21 protein-coding genes are annotated in these 21524 nt (G+C 56.9%); 10 read left to right on the top strand and 11 right to left on the bottom strand.

From position 1 onward, the window contains the following. Nucleotides 1-3 precede the first annotated feature (3 nt). Nucleotides 4-891 (bottom strand): YghX family hydrolase, encoded by an 888-nt coding sequence (yghX, locus tag QLG21_RS14030; RefSeq protein WP_006178528.1) that lies wholly within the window; start codon nucleotides 889-891, stop codon nucleotides 4-6. Nucleotides 892-973: 82 nt separating this feature from the next. On the opposite strand from yghX, the gene QLG21_RS14025 reads away from it, so the two are divergent. Continuing rightward, nucleotides 974-2014, top strand: a complete 1041-nt coding sequence (locus tag QLG21_RS14025) for an aldo/keto reductase (RefSeq protein WP_282484629.1) — start codon at nucleotides 974-976, stop codon at nucleotides 2012-2014. A gap of 108 nt (nucleotides 2015-2122) precedes the next feature. Here the strand turns inward: QLG21_RS14025 and QLG21_RS14020 are convergent, their stop codons facing one another. Then, a complete protein-coding gene (locus tag QLG21_RS14020) occupies nucleotides 2123-2611 on the bottom strand; it encodes a TIGR00645 family protein (RefSeq protein ID WP_006178530.1) in 489 nt (162 codons plus the stop codon). Between the two features lie 81 nt (nucleotides 2612-2692). Further along, nucleotides 2693-3196 carry a hypothetical protein gene (locus tag QLG21_RS14015; protein ID WP_006178531.1) on the bottom strand — a complete coding sequence of 168 codons (504 nt, stop codon included), beginning with the start codon at nucleotides 3194-3196 and terminating at the stop codon, nucleotides 2693-2695. A 102-nt stretch (nucleotides 3197-3298) separates the two neighbouring features. On the opposite strand from QLG21_RS14015, the gene QLG21_RS14010 reads away from it, so the two are divergent. The 3 genes from QLG21_RS14010 (at nucleotide 3299) to QLG21_RS14000 (ending at nucleotide 5099) form a co-directional block, all read left to right on the top strand. Further along, on the top strand, nucleotides 3299-3703 hold the full coding sequence (locus QLG21_RS14010; RefSeq protein WP_006178532.1) for a hypothetical protein: 405 nt from the start codon (nucleotides 3299-3301) through the stop codon (nucleotides 3701-3703). Nucleotide 3704: 1 nt separating this feature from the next. Beyond that, on the top strand, nucleotides 3705-4136 hold the full coding sequence (locus tag QLG21_RS14005; protein ID WP_072208929.1) for a cytoplasmic protein: 432 nt from the start codon (nucleotides 3705-3707) through the stop codon (nucleotides 4134-4136). Between the two features lie 66 nt (nucleotides 4137-4202). Next, the gene (locus tag QLG21_RS14000) at nucleotides 4203-5099 is read left to right on the top strand and encodes an SDR family oxidoreductase (protein ID WP_102890191.1); all 897 of its coding nucleotides are present in this window, start codon (nucleotides 4203-4205) and stop codon (nucleotides 5097-5099) included. Between the two features lie 87 nt (nucleotides 5100-5186). On the opposite strand, the gene exbD is transcribed toward QLG21_RS14000, so the two are convergent. After that, nucleotides 5187-5612, bottom strand: coding sequence for a TonB system transport protein ExbD (gene exbD, locus QLG21_RS13995; protein WP_006178535.1), 426 nt, complete (start codon nucleotides 5610-5612; stop codon nucleotides 5187-5189). A gap of 4 nt (nucleotides 5613-5616) precedes the next feature. Then, on the bottom strand, nucleotides 5617-6348 hold the full coding sequence (gene exbB / locus QLG21_RS13990; protein WP_042321987.1) for a tol-pal system-associated acyl-CoA thioesterase: 732 nt from the start codon (nucleotides 6346-6348) through the stop codon (nucleotides 5617-5619). A 251-nt stretch (nucleotides 6349-6599) separates the two neighbouring features. Between exbB and metC the strand changes: the two genes are divergently transcribed. Together metC and yghB are read left to right on the top strand one after the other, a co-directional pair. Further along, nucleotides 6600-7787, top strand: a complete 1188-nt coding sequence (gene metC / locus QLG21_RS13985; protein WP_282484628.1) for a cystathionine beta-lyase — start codon at nucleotides 6600-6602, stop codon at nucleotides 7785-7787. Between the two features lie 143 nt (nucleotides 7788-7930). Continuing rightward, the gene (gene yghB, locus QLG21_RS13980; protein ID WP_137903637.1) at nucleotides 7931-8590 is read left to right on the top strand and encodes a DedA family general envelope maintenance protein YghB; all 660 of its coding nucleotides are present in this window, start codon (nucleotides 7931-7933) and stop codon (nucleotides 8588-8590) included. Between the two features lie 45 nt (nucleotides 8591-8635). Here yghB and QLG21_RS13975 read toward each other — a convergent pair whose 3' ends face one another. Further along, nucleotides 8636-9535: an AraC family transcriptional regulator gene (locus tag QLG21_RS13975; protein ID WP_282484627.1), complete on the bottom strand. Its 900-nt coding sequence runs from the start codon at nucleotides 9533-9535 to the stop codon at nucleotides 8636-8638. Nucleotides 9536-9730: 195 nt separating this feature from the next. Here QLG21_RS13975 and yqhD point away from each other — a divergent pair, with 195 nt between their 5' ends. After that, the gene (gene yqhD / locus QLG21_RS13970; RefSeq protein WP_006178541.1) at nucleotides 9731-10894 is read left to right on the top strand and encodes an alcohol dehydrogenase; all 1164 of its coding nucleotides are present in this window, start codon (nucleotides 9731-9733) and stop codon (nucleotides 10892-10894) included. A 106-nt stretch (nucleotides 10895-11000) separates the two neighbouring features. Beyond that, entirely contained in the window at nucleotides 11001-11828 is an 828-nt protein-coding gene (gene dkgA, locus QLG21_RS13965; protein ID WP_006178542.1) for a 2,5-didehydrogluconate reductase DkgA, read from the top strand. Between the two features lie 77 nt (nucleotides 11829-11905). On the opposite strand, the gene QLG21_RS13960 is transcribed toward dkgA, so the two are convergent. From QLG21_RS13960 to QLG21_RS13940, 5 genes are all read right to left on the bottom strand, one after another. Next, complete coding sequence (locus QLG21_RS13960) at nucleotides 11906-14083, bottom strand: YgiQ family radical SAM protein (RefSeq protein ID WP_245000560.1); 2178 nt, start codon at nucleotides 14081-14083, stop codon at nucleotides 11906-11908. A gap of 127 nt (nucleotides 14084-14210) precedes the next feature. After that, the gene (gene ftsP / locus QLG21_RS13955) at nucleotides 14211-15623 is read right to left on the bottom strand and encodes a cell division protein FtsP (RefSeq protein ID WP_282484626.1); all 1413 of its coding nucleotides are present in this window, start codon (nucleotides 15621-15623) and stop codon (nucleotides 14211-14213) included. 57 nt (nucleotides 15624-15680) lie between these two features. Continuing rightward, entirely contained in the window at nucleotides 15681-16418 is a 738-nt protein-coding gene (plsC, locus tag QLG21_RS13950; RefSeq protein ID WP_058610762.1) for a 1-acylglycerol-3-phosphate O-acyltransferase, read from the bottom strand. Between the two features lie 165 nt (nucleotides 16419-16583). Continuing rightward, a complete protein-coding gene (gene parC / locus QLG21_RS13945) occupies nucleotides 16584-18842 on the bottom strand; it encodes a DNA topoisomerase IV subunit A (RefSeq protein WP_282484625.1) in 2259 nt (752 codons plus the stop codon). A 118-nt stretch (nucleotides 18843-18960) separates the two neighbouring features. After that, entirely contained in the window at nucleotides 18961-19362 is a 402-nt protein-coding gene (locus QLG21_RS13940) for a YgiW/YdeI family stress tolerance OB fold protein (protein ID WP_058610761.1), read from the bottom strand. A 139-nt stretch (nucleotides 19363-19501) separates the two neighbouring features. Between QLG21_RS13940 and qseB the strand changes: the two genes are divergently transcribed. Both qseB and qseC read left to right on the top strand, forming a co-directional pair. After that, complete coding sequence (gene qseB, locus QLG21_RS13935; protein WP_006178549.1) at nucleotides 19502-20161, top strand: quorum sensing response regulator transcription factor QseB; 660 nt, start codon at nucleotides 19502-19504, stop codon at nucleotides 20159-20161. Further along, complete coding sequence (gene qseC / locus QLG21_RS13930; RefSeq protein ID WP_282484624.1) at nucleotides 20158-21495, top strand: quorum sensing histidine kinase QseC; 1338 nt, start codon at nucleotides 20158-20160, stop codon at nucleotides 21493-21495. Before qseB ends, qseC begins: the two co-directional genes overlap by 4 nt. Nucleotides 21496-21524: the final 29 nt, after the last annotated feature.

Genomic DNA, 21524 nt, shown 5'->3' with positions numbered 1-21524 from the left:
CGTTCAGCGCAAATACTTCTCGAACCATCCCAGCGTGCGCGTCCAGGCCAACTCTGCCGCAGCCTCGTCGTAACGGGGTGTGGAATCATTGTGAAAACCGTGGTTTACGCCGGGGTAGATATAAGCCTCGTAAACCGTGTTACTGGCTTTCAGCGCCGCCTCATAAGCGGGCCAGCCTTCGTTAATGTTCTTATCCAGTTCGGCGTAATGCAACAGCAGCGGCGCTTTGATTTTAGGGACATCCGCCGCCGCAGGCTGGCGACCGTAGAACGGCACCGCGCAGTTCAGCTCGGGATACGCCACCGCCGCCGCGTTCGACACGCCGCCGCCATAGCAAAAACCCGTGATGCCGACCTTGCCGGTCGCCTCTGGGTGCGTTCGCATAAACTCGACGGCGGCAAAGAAGTCGTTCATCAGCTTTGTCGGGTCGACCTTCTGCTGGAGCACTTTGCCCTCTTCATCATTGCCCGGATAGCCGCCGACCGAGCTTAAGCCGTCCGGTGCCAGCGCGATGTACCCGGCTTTGGCGACGCGTCTCGCCACATCTTCGATATAGGGGTTCAGGCCGCGATTCTCATGCACCACCACCACCGCGGGCACGTTGCCGCTGGCTTTAGCCGGTTTGACCAGATAGCCGCGCACCTCGCCGTGCCCATTGGGCGACGGATAGTGAATGTATTCAGGAAGAATATCGGGGTCGGTGAATTTAACCTGCTCGGCCAGCGCATAGTTGGGCTTTAGCATGTTAAACAGCGCCAGCGCCGTTACGCCGCCCACCGCATAGCGTGCTGCAAGATTCAGAAACTCGCGTTTGGAGATTTTACCGTGTGCGTAATAGTCGTAGTAATCGAGCAATTCCTGCGGAAAATCTTTGGCGGTCAGGCGCGTCATCGCATCTCTCCGGGATTTGTGATTTGATAAGCATAGAATGAAAACGTTGTTTCGAAAATTCATCGACAAGAAAGGAGACATCATGTCCTGGCATCCCTACCCTGGCCGCTACGAAAATATGCAGTACCGTTTCTGCGGGCAAAGCGGCCTGCGCCTGCCCGCGCTGTCGCTCGGCCTGTGGCACAGCTTTGGCCACGTTCAGGCGCTGGAATCCCAGCGCGCGCTGCTGCGTAAAGCGTTCGATCTCGGCATTACCCATTTTGACCTCGCCAATAACTATGGCCCACCGCCGGGCAGCGCCGAAGAGAACTTTGGTCGGCTGCTGCGCGACGATTTTGCCGGGTATCGCGACGAGCTGATTATTTCCACCAAGGCGGGCTACGACATGTGGCCGGGGCCGTATGGCTCGGGCGGTTCGCGTAAGTATCTCCTCGCCAGCCTCGACCAGAGCCTGAAGCGCATGGGCGTGGAATATGTCGATATTTTCTACTCCCACCGCGTCGATGAGAACACGCCCATGGAGGAGACGGCTGCGGCCCTGGCGCACGCCGTGCAGAGCGGCAAAGCGCTGTATGTGGGGATCTCCTCTTACTCGACGGAGCGAACCCGGATCATGGCCGGGCTGTTGAGCGAGTGGAAGATCCCGCTGCTGATCCATCAGCCGTCCTATAACCTGCTGAACCGCTGGGTCGATAAAACCGGGCTGCTGGACGCGCTGGACGCTAACGGCACCGGCTGTATCGCCTTTACGCCGCTGGCGCAGGGGTTGTTAACCGGAAAATACCTGAACGGCATTCCGGACGGATCGCGCATGCAGCGTGAAGGCAAGAAAGTGCGCGGACTGACGGAAAACATGCTGACCGAGGCCAACCTGAACAGCCTGCGCCTGCTTAACGAAATGGCGCACGCGCGCGGGCAGACGATGGCGCAGATGGCGCTGAGCTGGCTGCTGAAAGACGAGCGCGTCACGTCGGTGCTGATCGGTACGAGCCGCCCTGAGCAGCTTGAGGAGAACGTTCAGGCGCTGGAAAACCTGCGCTTTACGGACGATGAACTGGCGCGAATTGACCAGCACGTCGCGGATGGTGAGTTGAATCTGTGGCAGGCGTCGTCAGATAAGTAAAGTGAACGGAAATACGCCCACAGCCGTATATTCCCCTCACCCTAACCCTCTCCCCAAAGGGGAGAGGGAATGGTTCGATGCGCGCATAAATTTGTGCATGAGGGAAAATTACTTCTTACTGATCTTATCCAGATACCCCATCACGAACGCCGACAGGACAAACGTCAGGTGGATAATGACATACCACATCAGCTTGTTGTCCGGTACGTTCTTCGCATCCATAAACACGCGTAAAAGATGGATGGAGGAGATCGCCACAATGGAGGCGGCCACTTTGTTTTTCAGCGAGGTGGCGTCCATTTTGCCGAGCCAGCTCAGCTTTTCTTTGCGCGCGTCGATATCCAGCTGAGAGACAAAGTTCTCATAGCCGGAGAACATCACCATCACCAGCAGCCCGCCGACCAGCGTCATGTCCACCAGCGACAGCAGCACCAGAATCAAATCCGCTTCCGCAATGGAGAAGATGTTGGGCAAGACGTGAATAATTTCCTGGAAGAACTTGATCGTCAGAGCGATAAGCGCCAGGGAGAGGCCAAAGTAGACCGGCGCCAGGATCCAGCGAGAGGCGTACATTGCGTTTTCAAAAAAGCGTTCCATAGAGTCCTGTCTGCAAACGAAACCAGCGCTCAGTATATCTCAGGAGCGCTTACTGTTTGCAACAGCTAACCAACAAAGCACTTACACTTCCTGCGGGTTTACGTCCGGGCGCGCATATTCCGGCCACACCAGCGCCACCAGCTCCGGGTAGGCTTCAAGACTGAACTCGCGAAAACACTGGCGCAGATTTAATACGTCCAAATCCGAATACGAGACCTTCTCGCCATTAAGACAACGTTTTTTGATATTGTCATAATATTTGTACACCGCTGAATTCAGGTCACTGCAGCGGCGCTGTGCTTCAAACAACCCGGGCGTATCATTAATTTCAGCCATTTTCATGCGCTTAATAGTCGCATGCAAAAAGTCGATATATTCATGATTGACCCGCCAGTACCAAACCGGCGTTATCGCGTTCATCAATACCGAGAAATGATCTTCCCCTTCCTCTTTTGTCATCGGCTCTGGTTGTGGCGGGACGCTGGCATCCTTCGATACTTTGGTTTTATTGAACTCTTGCATCAATAAAAGAACGCCGGCGGTCAGTAATAACAATGTAATGACCGTAAAGAAAATACTGTTCATGGGTAGGCTCCATTTTTTTTGATTTTAAAATTGCCTCATGTTATTGTCAACGAATCTCACCCTAATACTAACCCCACCCTGTTGAAATTAAAGGACGTTACAATGCTGCCCGACAATCTCGTCCCGGCTAAGTACCACATCACGCCTGTGGAGCAGCCTGCGAAGGAAGCAGAAAAAGAGACGAATTTCACTCAGGGAAAAAGAAAGCTCTCCGATTATGAGTCCGAAATATTAATTGGTGTCTCACAGTCCGGTAAATCCCGTAATATGTTGCTGGAAGAACACGACCGCCATATTAAAGATCGCTTGTTTCGCGCCGTAAAAATTGAAGCCTTTGTACACCTGCTGGACGATCTGCAAGCCGAGGGCGAAATAGATGCCCAGACCTTAAGTCAAATAATGGCTGAAAAAACCAAAGAAATAAACGAAGCGGGAAATGAAATTTGGCTTAATTTAATTACCCGCGAAAAAAACACCCCCATTTTTTATGACCTCGGGGAAGATTAACGTGAAAGCAGTTAGCGATAATAACGTTTATTTGACTTTAGAAGATAAAAAAAGCGACGAGTTTATCTTAAAGCAGAATCTCGCTGCGTTACGAAACATCAAAAACGCCGAGATGACGCGTATTACCCAGGATCTGGTCTCTATCCCGGCGACGCTGGTGCGCCTGAAATGGCAGAACCGCCGTGAAATTTATGCTTTACAGGTGAAAGAGGAGATTTACGGCGCGGTGATGAATGCCATCATTGAAAAGCAGCCGGAGCTGAAAGAGAAGCTCCTCGGACGCCTTGAAGCCCACTACCAGTACCTGCTGGCGCGCGAAACCGCAACCCTGCGCCTGACCCGCAAACTCGCCGAAGGCGACTACCGCACCTCCAGCGTCACCTGCGTCGCGCTTGATGAAGAGGCGCACGCCAGTATTACGGATAATCCTTAATTATCCCTGCTTTTCGATAAAATCTCCTACGCTTAATGGGTAAGTTCACTCAAAAGGAGATCCCTTATGGCACATCACCAGACGAAAATGCAGGACCCCACCACGCAGTATCACACCGGTGAATACCCTAAGCAGAAGCAGCCTGCCCCTGGCGTGCAGTCAAAGATGACGCCTGTACCGGACTGTGGCGAAGAGAGCTATAAAGGCAGTGGACGACTCCAGGATCGTAAGGCGCTGGTGACAGGGGGCGATTCCGGTATCGGACGCGCTGCCGCCATCGCTTACGCGCGTGAAGGCGCAGACGTAGCGATTAACTACCTACCGGCGGAGGAAGAGGACGCGCAGCAGGTCAAACAGCTGATTGAAGAGGCGGGACGTAAAGCGGTGCTGATCCCGGGCGACCTGAGCGATGAGCAGTTTGCCCGCTCGCTGGTGCACACCGCGCACGAGGCGCTGGGTGGCCTGGATATCCTGGCGCTGGTTGCCGGTAAGCAGACGGCGGTAGAGAAAATTGCGGATCTCACGACCGAGCAGTTTAAAGAGACCTACGCGGTCAACGTCCTGGCGCTGTTTTACATCACCCAGGAAGCCATCCCGCTGCTTCCGGCCGGGTCCAGCATTATCACCACATCCTCAATTCAGGCATACCAGCCAAGCCCACATCTGCTGGATTATGCCTCAACCAAGGCCGCGATCCTGAACTACAGCCGCGGGCTGGCGAAGCAGATCGCCGAAAAAGGGATTCGCGTGAACGTGGTCGCACCGGGTCCAATCTGGACCGCGCTGCAGATTTCCGGCGGCCAGCCGCAGGAGAAAATCCCGCAGTTTGGTCAGCAGACGCCGATGAAGCGTGCGGGGCAACCTGCGGAGCTGGCACCGGTGTATGTCTATCTGGCAAGCCAGGAATCCAGCTACGTCACGGCAGAAGTGCATGGCGTGTGCGGGGGAGAACACCTCGGTTAAGAACCGTTGTGGGGAATAAACAAAGGGGGCCGCGATGGCCCCCTTTTTACATTCACAGTGTGTTACCGACTGGCGTTAGCGGTGAAATTACTTCGCCGCCGTTTTCTCTTCACCCACCAGACCAATCTTCAGGTAACCCGCCTGATGCAGCGTGTCCATTACCTTCATCATGGTTTCGTAATCAACGGTTTTATCCGCGCGGAAGAACACGGTGGTATCTTTCTTGCCGCCGGTGAGCTGGTCCAGCGCCGGAATGACTGACGTATCCGTAACCGGGTCGTTGCCCAGGAACATGGATTTATCGGCCTTAACCGAGAGGTAGATTGGCTTTTCCGGACGCGGCTGCGGCTGGCTGGACGAGGCAGGCAGGTTCACCTTCACGTCAACCGTCGCCAGCGGCGCAGCCACCATGAAGATAATCAGCAGCACCAGCATCACGTCGATAAACGGCGTGACGTTGATTTCATGCATTTCGCCGTTATCGTCCAGATTTTCGTTAAGACGCATTGCCATAGTATCAACCTAAGCGCAGTTTGGACGCCGCATGTACCGGTTTAACGGCGCTGGCGTTGAGGTCCAGGTCACGGCTTTGCAGCAGCAGAACCTGCGCCGCAACGTCACCCAGCGTGGCTTTATAGCTGCCAATCATACGCGCGAAGATGTTGTAGATAACGACCGCAGGAATTGCTGCCACCAGGCCGATAGCCGTCGCCAGCAGCGCTTCTGCGATACCCGGCGCAACAACCGCCAGGTTGGTGGTCTGCGTTTGGGCAATGCCGATAAAGCTGTTCATGATGCCCCAGACGGTACCGAACAGGCCGACAAACGGAGAGATCGCACCGATGGTCGCCAGATAACCGTTACCGCGGCCCATATGACGGCCCACAGCAGCGACACGACGTTCCAGACGGAAGCCGGTACGCTCTTTGATACCTTCGTTATCTTCACTGCCTGCGGAGAGTTCAAGCTCGTTCTGCGCTTCATTCACTAAAAGGGAGGTCAGGCTTTTCGCGTGGAAGGATGAGGTCATGTCGGATGCTTGATCCAGAGAGCGGGCTTCAGCCAGCTGCTGCTGTTCGCGCTTAAGACGACGCTTCTGCGAAATAAGCTCAACGCTCTTGCTGAAGAAAATAGCCCAGGTGACAACGGACGCCAGGATCAGGCCGATCATCACAATCTTAACCACGATGTCGGCATGATGATACATGCCCCAAACGGAGAGATCCGTCTGCATCAAATTATTACCCACTCTGTATCTCCAGGACGCAAATCACAAATTCTGAGCATAATAATATCAAAACAACGTCGAATTGATAGTAGTTCTCATTAGTATTTACATAGTGCCGTAAATTTCACTCACTTTCCTTGCGCTTACGCAGGAAAAATTTTCAGAGCCGCAATTTTAGAAAATTTTCGCCTTATTCCACCATCGCAGAAGTGCACTTTTTTACTTTCATGGTAGTCTGGACGTCCAGACGTATAAAAACAGGGCTATCCAGGATGACGAAGAAGCAGCTTGATACCACGCTGGTGCAGGCCGGACGCAGCAAAAAATACACCCAGGGCGCGGTCAACAGCGTGATCCAACGGGCCTCCTCTCTGGTGTTTGATACCGTTGAGGAAAAGAAAATCGCCACGCGTAACCGCGCCACCGGCGGGCTGTTCTACGGACGTCGGGGCACCCTTACCCATTTTTCGTTGCAGGAAGCGATGTGCGAACTGGAAGGCGGCGCGGGCTGCGCGCTGTTCCCCTGTGGCGCAGCGGCCGTTGCCAACACCATTCTGGCGTTCGTGGAACAGGGTGACCATATCCTGATGACCAACACGGCGTACGAGCCGAGCCAGGACTTCTGCACCAAAATCCTCAGCAAGCTCGGCGTCACCACCGGCTGGTTCGACCCGCTAGCGGGCGAAGGCATTGCCGACCTTATTCAGCCGAACACGCGCATCGTGTTCCTGGAATCACCGGGGTCGATCACCATGGAAGTACATGACGTCCCGGCCATCGTTAAGGCGGTGCGCAGCAAAGCGCCCGAGGCAATCATCATTATCGACAACACCTGGGCGGCGGGCGTGCTGTTTAACGCGCTGGAATTCGGTATCGATATCTCCATTCAGGCCGCGACCAAATACCTGATTGGCCACTCTGACGGCATGATTGGCACCGCGGTATCTAACGCCCGCTGCTGGGATCAACTGCGTGAGAATGTCTACCTGATGGGCCAGATGGTGGATGCTGATACGGCCTACATGACCAGCCGCGGCCTGCGCACGCTGGGCGTGCGCCTGCGTCAACACCATGAAAGCAGCCTCAGGGTGGCCGAGTGGCTGGCGCAGCATCCGCAGGTTGAGCGGGTTAACCATCCGGCGCTTCCCGGGAGTAAAGGCCATGAGTTCTGGAAACGTGACTTTACGGGCAGCAGCGGGCTGTTCTCATTCGTGCTTAAAAAACGGCTGAACAACGACGAGCTGGCAAGCTATCTGGATCATTTTACCCTGTTCAGCATGGCCTACTCCTGGGGCGGGTTTGAATCGCTGATCCTGCCTAACCAGCCGGAGCAGATCGCGGCGCTACGCCCGGGCGGAGAAGTGGACTTCAGCGGCACCCTGATCCGACTGCATATTGGTTTAGAAAATGTTGACGATTTAATTGCCGATTTAGCAGCAGGGTTTGCGCGCATCGTGTAGAGTGCAGGCTGAAAGTGTACTCCCTGGACATTTTTATTCACGGCGCAACCGGAAAAGTCTGCATGAGTTGCGCCTGCGATCAATCCCAACGGGCCAATTAGGGAGTACAATAGCGTTATATCTGCTGTTCCACAGGAAAGTCCATGGCTGTTATTCAAGATATTATCGCTGCGCTCTGGCAACACGATTTTGCCGCGCTGGCGGACCCGCACGTTGTGGGGATTGTCTATTTCGTGATGTTTGCGACCCTGTTTCTGGAAAATGGATTACTGCCAGCCTCGTTTCTGCCCGGTGACAGCCTGCTGCTGCTTGCAGGGGCGTTAATCGGCAAGGGCGTGATGGACTTCGCACCCACGATGATAATCCTCACTTCCGCCGCCAGCCTTGGCTGCTGGCTGAGCTATTTGCAGGGCCGCTGGCTCGGGAATACCCGCGTCGTGAAGGGCTGGCTGGCGCAGCTGCCGCACAAATATCATCAGCGTGCGACCTGCATGTTTGATCGTCATGGCCTGCTGGCGCTGCTGGCCGGGCGCTTCCTCGCTTTTGTTCGCACCCTGCTGCCAACAATGGCCGGCATTTCCGGGCTGTCGAACCGCCGCTTCCAGTTTTTCAACTGGCTGAGCGCTCTGCTGTGGGTTGGCGTGGTGACATCCCTGGGCTATGCGCTGAATATGATCCCGTTTGTAAAACGTCATGAAGATCAGGTGATGACTTTCCTGATGGTGCTGCCGATTGTCCTGCTGATTGCCGGGCTGGTAGGGACGATTGCGGTGGTGATTAAGAAGAAATATTGCAGCGCGTGATCCCCTCACCCTGACCCTCTCTCCATAGGGGAGAGGGGGAAAAACCTAAGCGCCCTGCATCGTTCTGATGCGGGTCGCATCTTCCCCCGGCGTCACGCCGAAATAGCGCTTAAATTCCCGACTAAACTGCGATGCACTTTCATACCCAACGCGCATAGCCGCCGCGCTGGCTTTCATGCCGTCGTGGATCATCAGCATACGCGCCTTGTGCAGCCGGTAGGTTTTAAGATACTGCAGCGGCGAGGTGCTGGTGACCGACTTAAAATTATGGTGGAACGCCGACACGCTCATGTTCGCCTCTGCCGCCAGCTGGTCCACGCTGAGGTTTTCCGTGTACTGGCTTTCAATGCGTTTCAACACGCGGCTGATCAGGCTGAAGTGCGTCTGACGGCTCACCAGCGCCAGCAGCGCCCCGCCCCCCGGCCCTAACAGAACGTGGTAGAGGATCTCGCGGATAATCTGCTTGCCGAGGATACGGGCATCCAGCGGTCTTTCCATGACGTCCAGCAGGCGTTCAACAGCGCAGAGGATTTCATCCGACAGCGTCGCGGAGTTGATGCCGCTGGCCGCCATCGACGGCTGGAACAGCTCATCTTCCCCAATGTCCATCAGCAGCTCCTGCAGTTGCAGGATATCAACATTCACGCGGATCCCCGCCAGCGGAACCGCCTCCGTCGCGAACGTTTCACATTCAAAGGGTAAAGGCACCGTCAGGAGCAGATATTCATTGGTGTCGTAACGAAACACGCGCTCATTGATATAGCCAATTTTATGGCCGGAAAAGAGAAAAACGATGCCCGGCTGGTACATCACCGGCGTGCGCGTACCCGGCTGCGTCCCGTAGAGCAGCCGGATATCCGGCAGCAGCACACTCAGGTCATTTTGCTTATCTATCAACTGTTTGATTTGCGAAGTAAGCTGTAAACAGATGTCATCGCGGTTCATTTCTTCTTACTCCAGAGGCGGTTTCTGACCCATGCAGTGTGCGCAATTTCTTTCACTTTCTCCAGTACTCTGTAGAAATGGGCAAGACATCGGCAGGAATGTGCATTGAGAGGATAGCGCCAGATAGCCACAATGTGCAGCATCAGGTCGCCATTTGCGCCACCGCGGTTTTTCACCCACCAGAGGGAAAGAGCAATGAATAACTTTAATCTACATACCCCCACCCGCATTCTGTTTGGTAAAGGTGCCATCGCCGAACTGCGCGAGCAGATCCCCGCTGACGCCCGCGTGCTGATCACCTACGGTGGCGGCAGCGTGAAAAAAACCGGCGTGCTGGATCAGGTATACAGCGCGCTGGACGGTCTGGACGTGCGTGAGTTTGGCGGCATCGAGCCAAACCCGTCCTACGAAACGCTGATGAACGCGGTGAAAATCGCGAAAGACGAGAAGATCACCTTCCTGCTGGCCGTGGGCGGCGGTTCTGTTCTGGACGGCACCAAATTCATCGCCGCAGCGGCCCACTACGCGGACGGCATCGATCCGTGGCATATTCTGGAAACCCGCGGCAGCGACGTGAAAAGCGCGATCCCAATGGGCTCCGTGCTGACCCTGCCCGCCACCGGTTCGGAATCGAACAAAGGTGCGGTGATTTCCCGTAAAACCACGGGTGATAAGCAGGCCTTTATGAACGAACACGTTCAGCCGGTATTTGCCATTCTGGACCCGGTTTACACCTACACCCTGCCTGCACGTCAGGTCGCCAACGGCGTGGTGGATGCGTTTGTTCACACCGTTGAGCAGTACGTTACCTATCCGGTGGATGCCAAAATTCAGGACCGCTTCGCAGAAGGCATTCTGCTGACCCTGGTTGAAGATGGCCCGAAAGCGCTGCAGGAGCCGGAAAACTACGACGTGCGCGCCAACGTGATGTGGGCGGCTACTCAGGCGCTGAATGGCCTGATCGGTGCCGGCGTGCCGCAGGACTGGGCAACCCATATGCTCGGCCACGAGCTGACGGCGATGCACGGTCTGGATCACGCACAAACCCTGGCGGTGGTTCTGCCTGCGCTGTGGAATGAAAAACGTGACACCAAACGCGCCAAACTGCTGCAGTACGCCGAGCGCGTGTGGAACATTACCGAAGGTTCTGACGATGCGCGTATCGATGCCGCGATCGAAGCGACCCGCAACTTCTTTGAAAGCCTGGGCGTGCCAACGCGTCTTTCCGGCTATGGCCTGGATGGCAGCTCCATCCCTGCCCTGCTGGCAAAACTCGAGGCGCATGGCATGACGCAACTGGGCGAGCACGGCGACATCACCCTGGACGTAAGCCGTCGTATTTACGAAGCGGCACGCTAAGCGTTTTTGTTGTCCCACCTTTCGTTTTTTGACATTTCGTCCAGACTTAATGCACACCAACATCGTCGGAGGCTCCCTTCGACGATGAGCAAATGGAGGAGGAAAAATGGCAAACCAAACCGTGATCAAGCTTCAGGACGGCAACGTAATGCCCCAGTTGGGGCTCGGCGTATGGAAAGCCGGTAACGACGAGGTCGTGTCCGCCATTCATAAAGCACTGGAAGTCGGCTACCGGTCGATTGATACCGCTGCCGCGTACAAAAATGAGGACGGCGTGGGCAAGGCGCTCGCCAGCGCAGGCATGCCCCGCGACGACCTTTTCATCACCACCAAGCTGTGGAACGACGACCAAAAACGCCCGCGCGAAGCCCTGCAGGAGAGCCTGGACAAGCTGCAGCTCGATTTTGTCGATCTGTATCTGATGCACTGGCCGGTTCCGGCTATCGATCATTACGTGGATGCCTGGAAAGGCATGATTGAGCTCCAGCAGGCTGGGCTGGTGAAAAGCATTGGGGTGTGTAACTTCCAGGTGCACCACCTGCAGCGTCTGATTGACGAAACGGGCGTCGCGCCGGTCATCAACCAGATTGAGCTGCACCCGCTGATGCAGCAACGTCAGCTGCATTCCTGGAACGCCACGCACAAGATCCAGACCGAATCCTGGAGCCCGCTGGCACAGGGCGGTGAAGGCGTATTCGATCAGAAGATCATTCGTACGCTGGCGGATAAATATGGCAAAACCCCGGCGCAGATTGTGATTCGCTGGCATCTGGACTGCGGCCTGGTAGTGATCCCGAAATCGGTCACGCCTTCGCGCATCGCTGAGAACTTCGACGTCTGGGATTTCCGCCTGGATAAAGATGAGCTGGGTGAGATTGCGAAGCTGGATCAGGGCAAGCGTTTGGGGCCGGATCCGGATCAGTTTGGGGGGTAATTTTCCCTCACCCTAACCCTCTCCCACAGGGAGAGGGTACATTTTACACCCTCTCCCTGTGGGTGAGGGCATCATCGTTATCCGATCTTACGTTTTCCCGTTTTTTTCGCTCCCGTTGCCCCACCGTTCGAACGCTGATGCACAATCGGCGTATGTTTCGTGAGGGCCGGGCGCGTATGGCGGTTCTGGCGGCGTGCTTCCCGCATTTCATCGAGCGTTGGCGCAGGGACCAGGCAGTCGCGGCGTGAGCCAATCAGGTGTTTTTTACCCATCTCTTCCAGCGCCTGGCGGATCAGCGGCCAGTTAGCCGGATCGTGGTAACGCAGCAGCGCTTTATGCAGACGACGCTGTTTATCCCCTTTCGGCACCACCACGTCTTCACTCTTGTAGCCAATCTTACTCAGCGGGTTCTTGCCGGTGTAATACATGGTCGTCGAGTTGGCGAGTGGCGACGGATAGAAGTTCTGTACCTGATCGAGTCGGAAGCGACGCTGTTTCAGCCACAGCGCCAGGTTGACCATATCTTCATCGCGCGTGCCGGGGTGCGCGGAAATGAAGTACGGGATTAGATACTGCTCTTTGCCCGCCTGCTTCGAGTAGGTGTCGAACAGTTCTTTAAAGCGATCGTAGCTGCCCATGCCCGGCTTCATCATTTTCGACAGCGGGCCTTCTTCGGTGTGCTCCGGGGCAATCTTCAGATAACCGCCGACGTGGTGCGTCGCCAGCTCTTTGATGTAGCGCGGATCTTCCACCGCAATGTCGTAACGCACCCCGGAGGCGATCAGGATCTTCTTGATGCCTTTCAGGTCACGCGCACGGCGATATAGATTGATCGTCGGCTCGTGGTTGGTGTCCATATGCTCGCAAATGCTCGGATAGACACAGGATAAACGGCGGCAGGTCTGCTCCGCGCGCGGCGATTTACAGCGCAGCATGTACATGTTTGCGGTCGGGCCGCCGAGATCGGAGATCACACCGGTAAAACCCGGCACCGTGTCGCGAATGGCTTCGATCTCGTTGACGATGGAATCTTCAGAGCGGCTCTGAATAATGCGGCCCTCGTGCTCGGTAATAGAGCAGAAGGAGCAGCCGCCAAAGCAGCCGCGCATGATGTTGATCGAGAAGCGGATCATCTCATACGCCGGAATACGGCTGCTGCCGTACGCCGGATGCGGTACGCGCTTGTACGGCAGCGCAAAGACGCTGTCCATCTCTTCGGTAGAAAGCGGGATCGCCGGTGGGTTGATCCAGATATAACGCTCGCCGTGCTTTTGCATCAGCGCGCGGGCGCAGCCGGGGTTGGTTTCATGGTGCAAAATACGCGACGCATGGGCGTAGAGCACTTTATCGGCTTTGACTTTTTCAAAGGACGGTAGCAGGACGTAGGTTTTTTCCCACGGCTTCGGGCGCGGCGGCTGAACCACCACGGCTTTCGCTTCGGCTTTTTTCGGGGCGACCGGTTTGTTATCCGCACACGGCAGATCGTCGCCGTACGGGTGCGGAATAGGGTCGATTTTGCCTGGCATATCAATGATGCGGGAATCCACCCCGCTCCAGCCCGGCAGCGCCTCTTTCACCATAATCGCGGTATTGCGCACGTCGCGGATGTTGCCTACCGGCTCGCCCTGCGCAAGACGGTGCGCCACTTCCACCAGCGGACGCTCGCCGTTGCCGAAGATCAGCATGTCGGCTTTGGAATCGACCAGTACCGAGCGACGCACGGTATCGGACCAGTAGTCATAGTGCGCGGTGCGGCGCAGGCTGGCTTCGATACCGCCCAGGATCACCGGGACATCTTTCCAGGCTTCTTTGCAGCGTTGGGTATAGACCAGCGTGGCGCGGTCCGGGCGTTTCCCCGCCACGTTATCCGGGGTGTAAGCATCGTCATGGCGCAGCTTGCGATCGGCGGTGTAGCGGTTGATCATCGAGTCCATGTTGCCCGCGGTCACGCCGAAGAACAGGTTCGGTTTCCCCAGACGCATAAAGTCGTTTTTGCTGTTCCAGTCAGGCTGGGAGATGATCCCGACGCGAAAGCCCTGCGCTTCCAGCATACGTCCGCAGATCGCCATGCCGAAGCTGGGGTGGTCAACGTAGGCATCTCCCGTCACCAGAATGATATCGCAGCTATCCCAGCCCAGCTGATCCATCTCTTCGCGGGACATTGGCAGGAACGGCGCTGGCCCAAAGCAGGCAGCCCAGTACTGCGGCCAGGAGAAGAGGTCACGATCCGGCTGGATCAGGGAAATTGCGCTCATAATGCTTCCGAAGAAAAAATAGACAAAAGGAGCGGGATTATACGCTGGTTTACCGGGGGAAATGAAGGGGTATTGTGCGGGCCGTTGCCCTCACCCCCTCTCCCACAGGGAGAGGGAGAAAAGCCATTTACGGCGCCGGATTCACCAGCAGCTGCCCCACGGATCCCCTGTCCATCATCTCCAGCGTCTGGCTGTGATAGAGGAACGGGAAGTGCGGCCACGAAGGTTGACCGTAGTAGACCAGCAGCTCTACCTGCCCGTCCACCCAGACGGTATCTTTCCAGCCGCGATCTTCCGGGAACGGCATCGCGCCGTTGACGTTGCGGATCAGGAAACTCACGCCCTCAATATGGAACGACTGGGGCATATCTGACCGCACCGTCCAGCGCTCCCAGGTGCCCTGCTGAGCGGTAATATCGATGCGGTTTACGTCCCACAGCGCGCCATTAATGCCCGGATCGTCGCCCAGGCTGATGTCGCGGCTGCGGACCGCTGGCCCGGTCATGATCTCCTGCGGCAGCAGGCGCATCGGCAGGCTGTCGGTCACCAGCGGCAGCAGGCCAGTTGGACGCAGGGTCAGCACCAGGGTGGAAACCAGAATGCTCGACGGTTCAAAGAATCCGCGGATACGGTCGACAATGCTGGCCGCTTCGCCGCAGGTTAAAGAGACTTCATCGCCGTTGGTCATGTCGACCAGAATTTCACGGCGTTCGCCCGGCGCCAGCGCCAGCTGCTTAACGGAAACCGGCGCGGGCAGGAAGCCCTGATCGCCTGAAATCACGTGCAGGGGGCGGCCATCGCTCATCTGCAGCAGATAGCGTCGGGAGTTGGAGGCGTTAAGCAAACGCAGGCGCACCCAGCCGCGAGACACTTCGACATACGGACTTTGCGCACCGTTAACCAGCAGCGTGTCGCCGACAAAACCGCCGCTACCCGGCTCGCTGTATTCCGGTGTGCCAAAGTTATCCAGACGTTTGTCCTGAATAATGACCGGGAAATCATCCACGCCGTAGTGGTTCGGGATCGGCAGTGATTTGCTGATCTCATCTTCAATCAGCCACATGCCCGCGAGGCCATTATAGACCTGCTGCGCAGTGCGGTTTGGGGTGTTGGCGTGATACCACAGGGTCGCCGCGCTCTGGCGGATCGGCAATACCGGCGCCCAGTCGGCGTTTGGCGACATCATGCGCGCCGCGCCGCCAACCAGCGGGCCAGGCACCTGCAGGCCGCTGACGGTCATCGCGACATTCTCAGGCGTGCGGTTACTGTAAATCAGCTTAACGTCATCGCCGTTCCACACGCGGATGGTTGGCCCGAGGTAGCGCCCGTTAATACCCCAGATGGAGGCGCGCGTCCCCTGGGTAAAGGACCAGTGGCTGCGCTGTAACGTCAGGAAAAGCGGCTGCCCGCGACGGGATTCGATCAACGGCGGAATGGGCAACGGCTGCTGCTGCCCCGCGGCGCTGGCTGTCAGCGGCATCGCACCCGCACAAAGGGCGATCCCCGAAGCCTGAATAAATTGACGCCGACTGAGTGACATATAAGCTCCATCTGAAACGACTAACAACGCGGGAATTCGTTTTCCCTTTAACGCCGGTTAAATTTTACCGGCGGCTTCTCTCTCTGCGACTTCTTTGTCGAGCTGCGCGATATGCTGAGCCATCAGCTCGCGGCAGTGTGTCGCCAGTTCGCGCACCTGATCTTTACCGTAGTGACTGGTGTCCACCGGCGGCAGCATTTCCACTATCACCAGCCCATTATTCAGGCGGTTAAGATTAATTTTATTAGAAGTGTTGGAAACGCACACGGGAATAATTGGAACCCCTGCCGCAATTGCAGCATGAAACGCACCGGTTTTAAACGGCAGCAGGCCACGGCCACGGCTGCGCGTCCCTTCCGGGAACATCCAGATTGAGATTTTGCGTTTTTTAAAGTGGTTCACCACTTCGGCAATGGTGCCGTGGGCTTTTGCCCGATTATTACGGTCGATCAGCAGGTTACCGGTGAGCCAGTAAAGCTGGCCGAAAAACGGGATCCACAGCAGGCTTTTTTTCCCTACCGTCACGGTCGGCGGTAATACGATGTTAGCAGCCGTGACCATATCGTAATTGTTCTGATGGTTAGCGATATAGATGGCATTACCGAAGTTCTCTGCCCCTTCCGGCAGACGTTTTTCGACCTTCAGGCCAAACAGCGGGGCAAGACGTCCGAACATGTGACCAAAAGTGGCGACATGCTTCGGATTACGCGGGCTGAACAGGCACCAGATACAGCCGAAAACACAGACCAGAATGCAGTAAATAACGGTAAGAATTAAACGAACAATGTATAGCATAGCGACCTCTGAAGCCCTGACAGCTGACAATTATACTTCACCTGTGGCCAGGTAAGGACTTTATTACGAGCGCGTATTGTTAATCGCAACGCATGAATTAACAACGTTTTTACGGGAAATTTTAGTGAATTTACCCCCTCCGGAACAGAGGGGGTGAGAACTAAACTAGGCTTCGCTGTCGCCCACGACGGGACGATTCGGAGAATCAATCTCAATGCGGTCGATACGCTGCAGGCCACGCATCAGCGAGCCGCGGCGGCCGCGCTCGCCTACCACTTTTTGCAACTCTTCCGGGCGAAGCTTAATTTTACGTTTGCCAACGTGGATCGTCAGCGTACTTTGCGGCGGTAAAATAAACAGGTGCGCCAGGCCATCTTCGCCTTTTGCCGCTTCCGCCGACGGGATGTTAATGATTTTGTTGCCCTTACCTTTTGACAGCGCCGGCAGATCGCTCACTGGGAACATCAGCATACGTCCGGCGGCCGTGATGGCCAGCAGCATATCGCTGTCGTTCTCAATGACCAGCGGCGGCATAACGTGCGCGTTATCCGGCAGGCTGATCAACGCTTTACCCGCACGGTTGCGCGACACCAGATCGTTAAAGGTACAGATGAAGCCGTAGCCCGCGTCTGAGGCCATCAGCAGTTTCTGGTCGTCGGACTCCATCAGCATATGGTCAACCGTGGCACCCGGCGGCAGCGTCAGCTTGCCGGTGAGCGGCTCGCCCTGCCCGCGCGCAGACGGCAGCGTGATAGGATCGATGGCATAGCTGCGGCCCGTGGAGTCGATAAATGCCACTGGCTGGTTGCTCTTGCCTTTTACCGCCGCCTTGAAGCTGTCGCCCGCCTTGTAGCTCAGGCCCGGCGCGTCGATATCGTGACCTTTCGCGCTGCGCACCCAGCCGCTTTGCGACAGCACGATGGTGACCGGCTCGGAAGGCTGCATGTCGTGCTCGTTCATCGCTCTGGCTTCTTCGCGCTCGTGCAGCGGAGAACGGCGATCGTCGCCAAACGCGTCGGCATCGGCCTGCAGCTCTTTCTTCAGCAGGGTATTCATTTTGCGCTCGGAGGCGAGGATCGCCTGCAGCTTATCGCGCTCTTTTTCCAGCTCGTCCTGCTCGCCGCGGATCTTCATCTCTTCCAGTTTGGCGAGATGGCGCAGCTTCAGCTCAAGGATCGCTTCGGCCTGGGTTTCGCTGATACCGAAACGCGACATCAGCGCCGGCTTCGGCTCGTCCTCGGTACGAATGATTTCAATCACTTCGTCGATATTGAGGAACGCCACCAGCAAACCTTCGAGGATATGCAGGCGCTTGAGCACTTTTTCCAGACGGTGATTCAGACGACGACGCACCGTATCGCGGCGGAACGTCAGCCACTCGGTGAGGATCTCCAGCAGGTTTTTCACCGCCGGGCGGCCGTCGAGGCCAATCATGTTCAGGTTGATGCGGTAGCTTTTTTCCAGATCGGTGGTGGCGAACAGGTGGTTCATCACCTGATCCATGTCCACGCGGTTGGAGCGCGGGACGATCACCAGACGGGTCGGGTTCTCGTGATCCGACTCATCGCGCAGGTCGTCCACCATCGGCAGCTTTTTATTGCGCATCTGGGAGGCGATCTGCTCCAGCACCTTCGCACCGGAGACCTGGTGCGGCAGCGCGGTGATCACCACGGCACCATCTTCTTTATTCCAGACGGCGCGCATACGCACGGAGCCACGGCCGTTCTGGTAGATTTTGCGGATTTCCGCGCGCGAAGTAATGATTTCGGCTTCGGTCGGGTAGTCCGGCCCCTGCACGATATCCAGCAGCTCGTCCAGCGAGGTTTTCGGCTGTTCAATCAGGGTGATGGCGGCGTTTGCCACTTCACGCAGGTTGTGCGGCGGGATGTCCGTCGCCATGCCGACGGCAATACCGGTGGTGCCGTTGAGCAGGATGTTCGGCAGGCGCGCAGGCAGCATTTTCGGCTCCTGCAATGTCCCGTCGAAGTTAGGCACCCAGTCAACCGTGCCCTGGCCCAGCTCGCTCAGCAGCAATTCGGCATATTTGGACAGGCGGGATTCGGTGTAACGCATGGCCGCGAAGGATTTCGGATCGTCCGGCGCACCCCAGTTCCCCTGCCCGTCGACCAGCGGGTAGCGGTAAGAGAATGGCTGCGCCATCAGCACCATCGCTTCATAACAGGCGCTGTCGCCGTGCGGATGGTATTTACCCAGTACGTCACCGACGGTACGGGCGGATTTTTTGAACTTGGCGCTGGCGCTCAGCCCCAGCTCGGACATCGCATAGACGATGCGGCGCTGGACGGGCTTCAGGCCATCCCCGATAAACGGCAACGCCCTGTCCATGATGACGTACATGGAGTAGTTCAGGTAGGCGTTTTCCGTGAATTCATGTAGCGCGAGGCGCTCTGCCATATCGCTCATTACGTGTGATTCCTCAACTCAGAAACCGATGGGTTTCAGGCAATATTGCCGCAGATACTACCTCATCTGGCGAGTTGAGTCACAAAGAAAAAGGGCCGGTTAAGCGGCCCTTTCCGGGTTATTTGTTCAGTTTAATAACCTGCTTCACGTCGATTTCAAATTCGTTCCAGTCTTTATCGACTTTACCCTGAAGTTCGACTTTATCCTGCGGGGTCACGGTCACGCCGTTCCAGCGCTTGTGGTCGATCTCCACCACCACCGTGCCGCTCTCGTCGCGGAAGGTGTAGCGGTCATCGGACAGGCGCTCGGTGATGTTCCCGCGCAGCTTAACCCAGGCGTCGTCCTTCAGATCTTTCACTTTTGCCGCCGTGGTCAGGTTGGCGTTGTTATCCACAAAACCGCCCTGCTGGGTTTGCGTCTGGCTGGCGGTGGCCGATGGGCCGTTAAAGCCACCCTGTGCAGCAAAGACAGGTGCGGTGGTCATCATCATGATGGCAGCAATTGCAGCGTATTTTTTCATCTTTATCTCTCCCTTTAATGTTGTTTCGCAATCCATTAAACAGGGTAATCCTTAACAACTTCTTAAGGGAAAAATTTATTTATTTTTACTGTACAGCGCCCGGGCGCAACGGGTTTACTGGCTGCATCATGGAGGGAACATGCGCATTTTACTGGTAGAAGACGACAAGTTAATTGGCGACGGCATTAAGACGGGCTTAAGCAAACTGGGCTTTAGCGTGGACTGGTTCACCGACGGGAAAACCGGCCAGGCGGCGCTCTACAGCGCCCCGTACGACGCCGTGGTGCTGGATCTCACCCTGCCGGAAATCGACGGTCTGGAGATGCTACGCGCGTGGCGCGAAAGCGGCCGCAGCGAGCCGGTGCTGATCCTGACGGCGCGGGATGCGCTTAACCAGCGCGTCGAAGGGCTGCGTCTGGGGGCGGATGATTATCTGTGTAAGCCGTTCGCCCTGATCGAAGTGGCGGCCCGCCTTGAAGCGCTGGTGCGCCGCAGTCACGGCCAGACGCGCAGCGAACTGCGCCACGGTAAGGTCATGCTCGATCCGGTCAGCCTGGTGGCGACGCTTGACGGCGACACGCTGGTGCTTAAACCGAAAGAGTTTGCGCTCCTTGAGCTGTTAATGCGCAACGCGGGCCGGGTTCTGCCGCGCAAACACATTGAAGAAAAACTGTATAACTGGGATGACGACGTCTCCAGCAACGCGGTGGAAGTGCATGTTCATCACCTGCGCCGCAAGCTTGGGAGCGAGTTTATCCGCACCGTGCACGGCATCGGTTATACCCTGGGTGACGCATGAAACTGAGTCTGAAGCTACGCCTGACGCTACTGTTCCTGCTGCTCTCGCTGGCCGCCTGGTTCGCCGCCAGCCTTGTCGCCTGGCAGCAAACCACCCACAAGCTCGATAAGCTGTTTGATACCCAGCAGATGCTGTTTGCCAAACGGCTGCTGACGATGGATCTGGATGAGGTCCGCGCCCCCGAACGGATGCGCGACATGCCCAAAAAAGTGAAGCACGGTCGTCTGGACGACGACGCGCTGGCGTTCGCCATCTTTAGCGCCGACGGCGATATGATCCTCAACGACGGCGAAAACGGACGCGATATTCCGTATCACTACCGCCGCGACGGATTTGACGATGGTCGCCTGAAAGATGATAACGACGCGTGGCGCTTTGTGTGGCTAACCTCGTCGGACGGTAAGTACCGGGTGGTGGTCGGGCAGGAAGCCGAGTACCGCCAGGAGATGGCGCTGGACGTGGTCAGCTCGCAACTCACGCCGTGGCTGGTGGCGCTCCCGGTGATGCTGCTTCTGCTGATTGTCATGCTGAGCCGTGAGCTTAAGCCGCTGAAAAAGCTGGCGCAGACCCTGCGATCGCGCTCGCCGGATGCCACCGATACGCTGTCGACGCAGGGTGTCCCTGCGGAAGTCCGCCCGCTGCTCGACTCGCTGAATCATCTCTTCACGCGCACCCAGGAGATGATGTCCCGCGAGCGCCGCTTCACGTCGGATGCCGCCCACGAGCTACGTAGCCCGCTGGCCGCGCTGAAGGTGCAAACGGATGTGGCGCAGCTGTACCTGGACGATCCGCAGGCGCAGGCCAAAGCCCTGGCGCAGATGCATGCCGGCATTGATCGGGCATCCCGGCTGGTGGATCAGCTTCTTACGCTGTCGCGTCTGGATTCGCTGGATAACCTCGACAATATCGAACCCCTTGCGCTGGCCGATTTACTCCAGTCCGCCGTGATGGACATCTATCATCCGGCTCAACAGGCGGGGATTGATATTCGGCTGAACATCAATGCACCGCAGGCAACGCGTACCGGCCAGCAACTCCTGCTCAGCCTGCTGGTGCGCAACCTGTTGGATAACGCCATCCGCTACAGCCCGCGCGGCAGCGTGGTGGACGTGACCCTTAACGCCCGCAGCTTCAGCGTGCGCGATAACGGCCCGGGTATTGCCCCCGACGCCTTAGCCCGCGTCGGCGAGCGCTTCTATCGCCCGCCGGGACAGGATGAGACCGGCAGCGGCCTGGGACTATCGATTGTTAAACGCATCGCCACCCTGCACGGAATGCGCGTATCGCTGGCCAATAGTGCCGAGGGCGGTCTTGACGTCACCGTAAGCTGGTAGGGGATTATTGCCTGAGCAGCAAAAGACTT

It is taken from the genome of Enterobacter sp. V87_3, from assembly GCF_029967835.1.
GTDB lineage: Bacteria > Pseudomonadota > Gammaproteobacteria > Enterobacterales > Enterobacteriaceae > Enterobacter > Enterobacter cancerogenus.
This window is presented reverse-complemented; position numbering and strand designations above follow the sequence as displayed.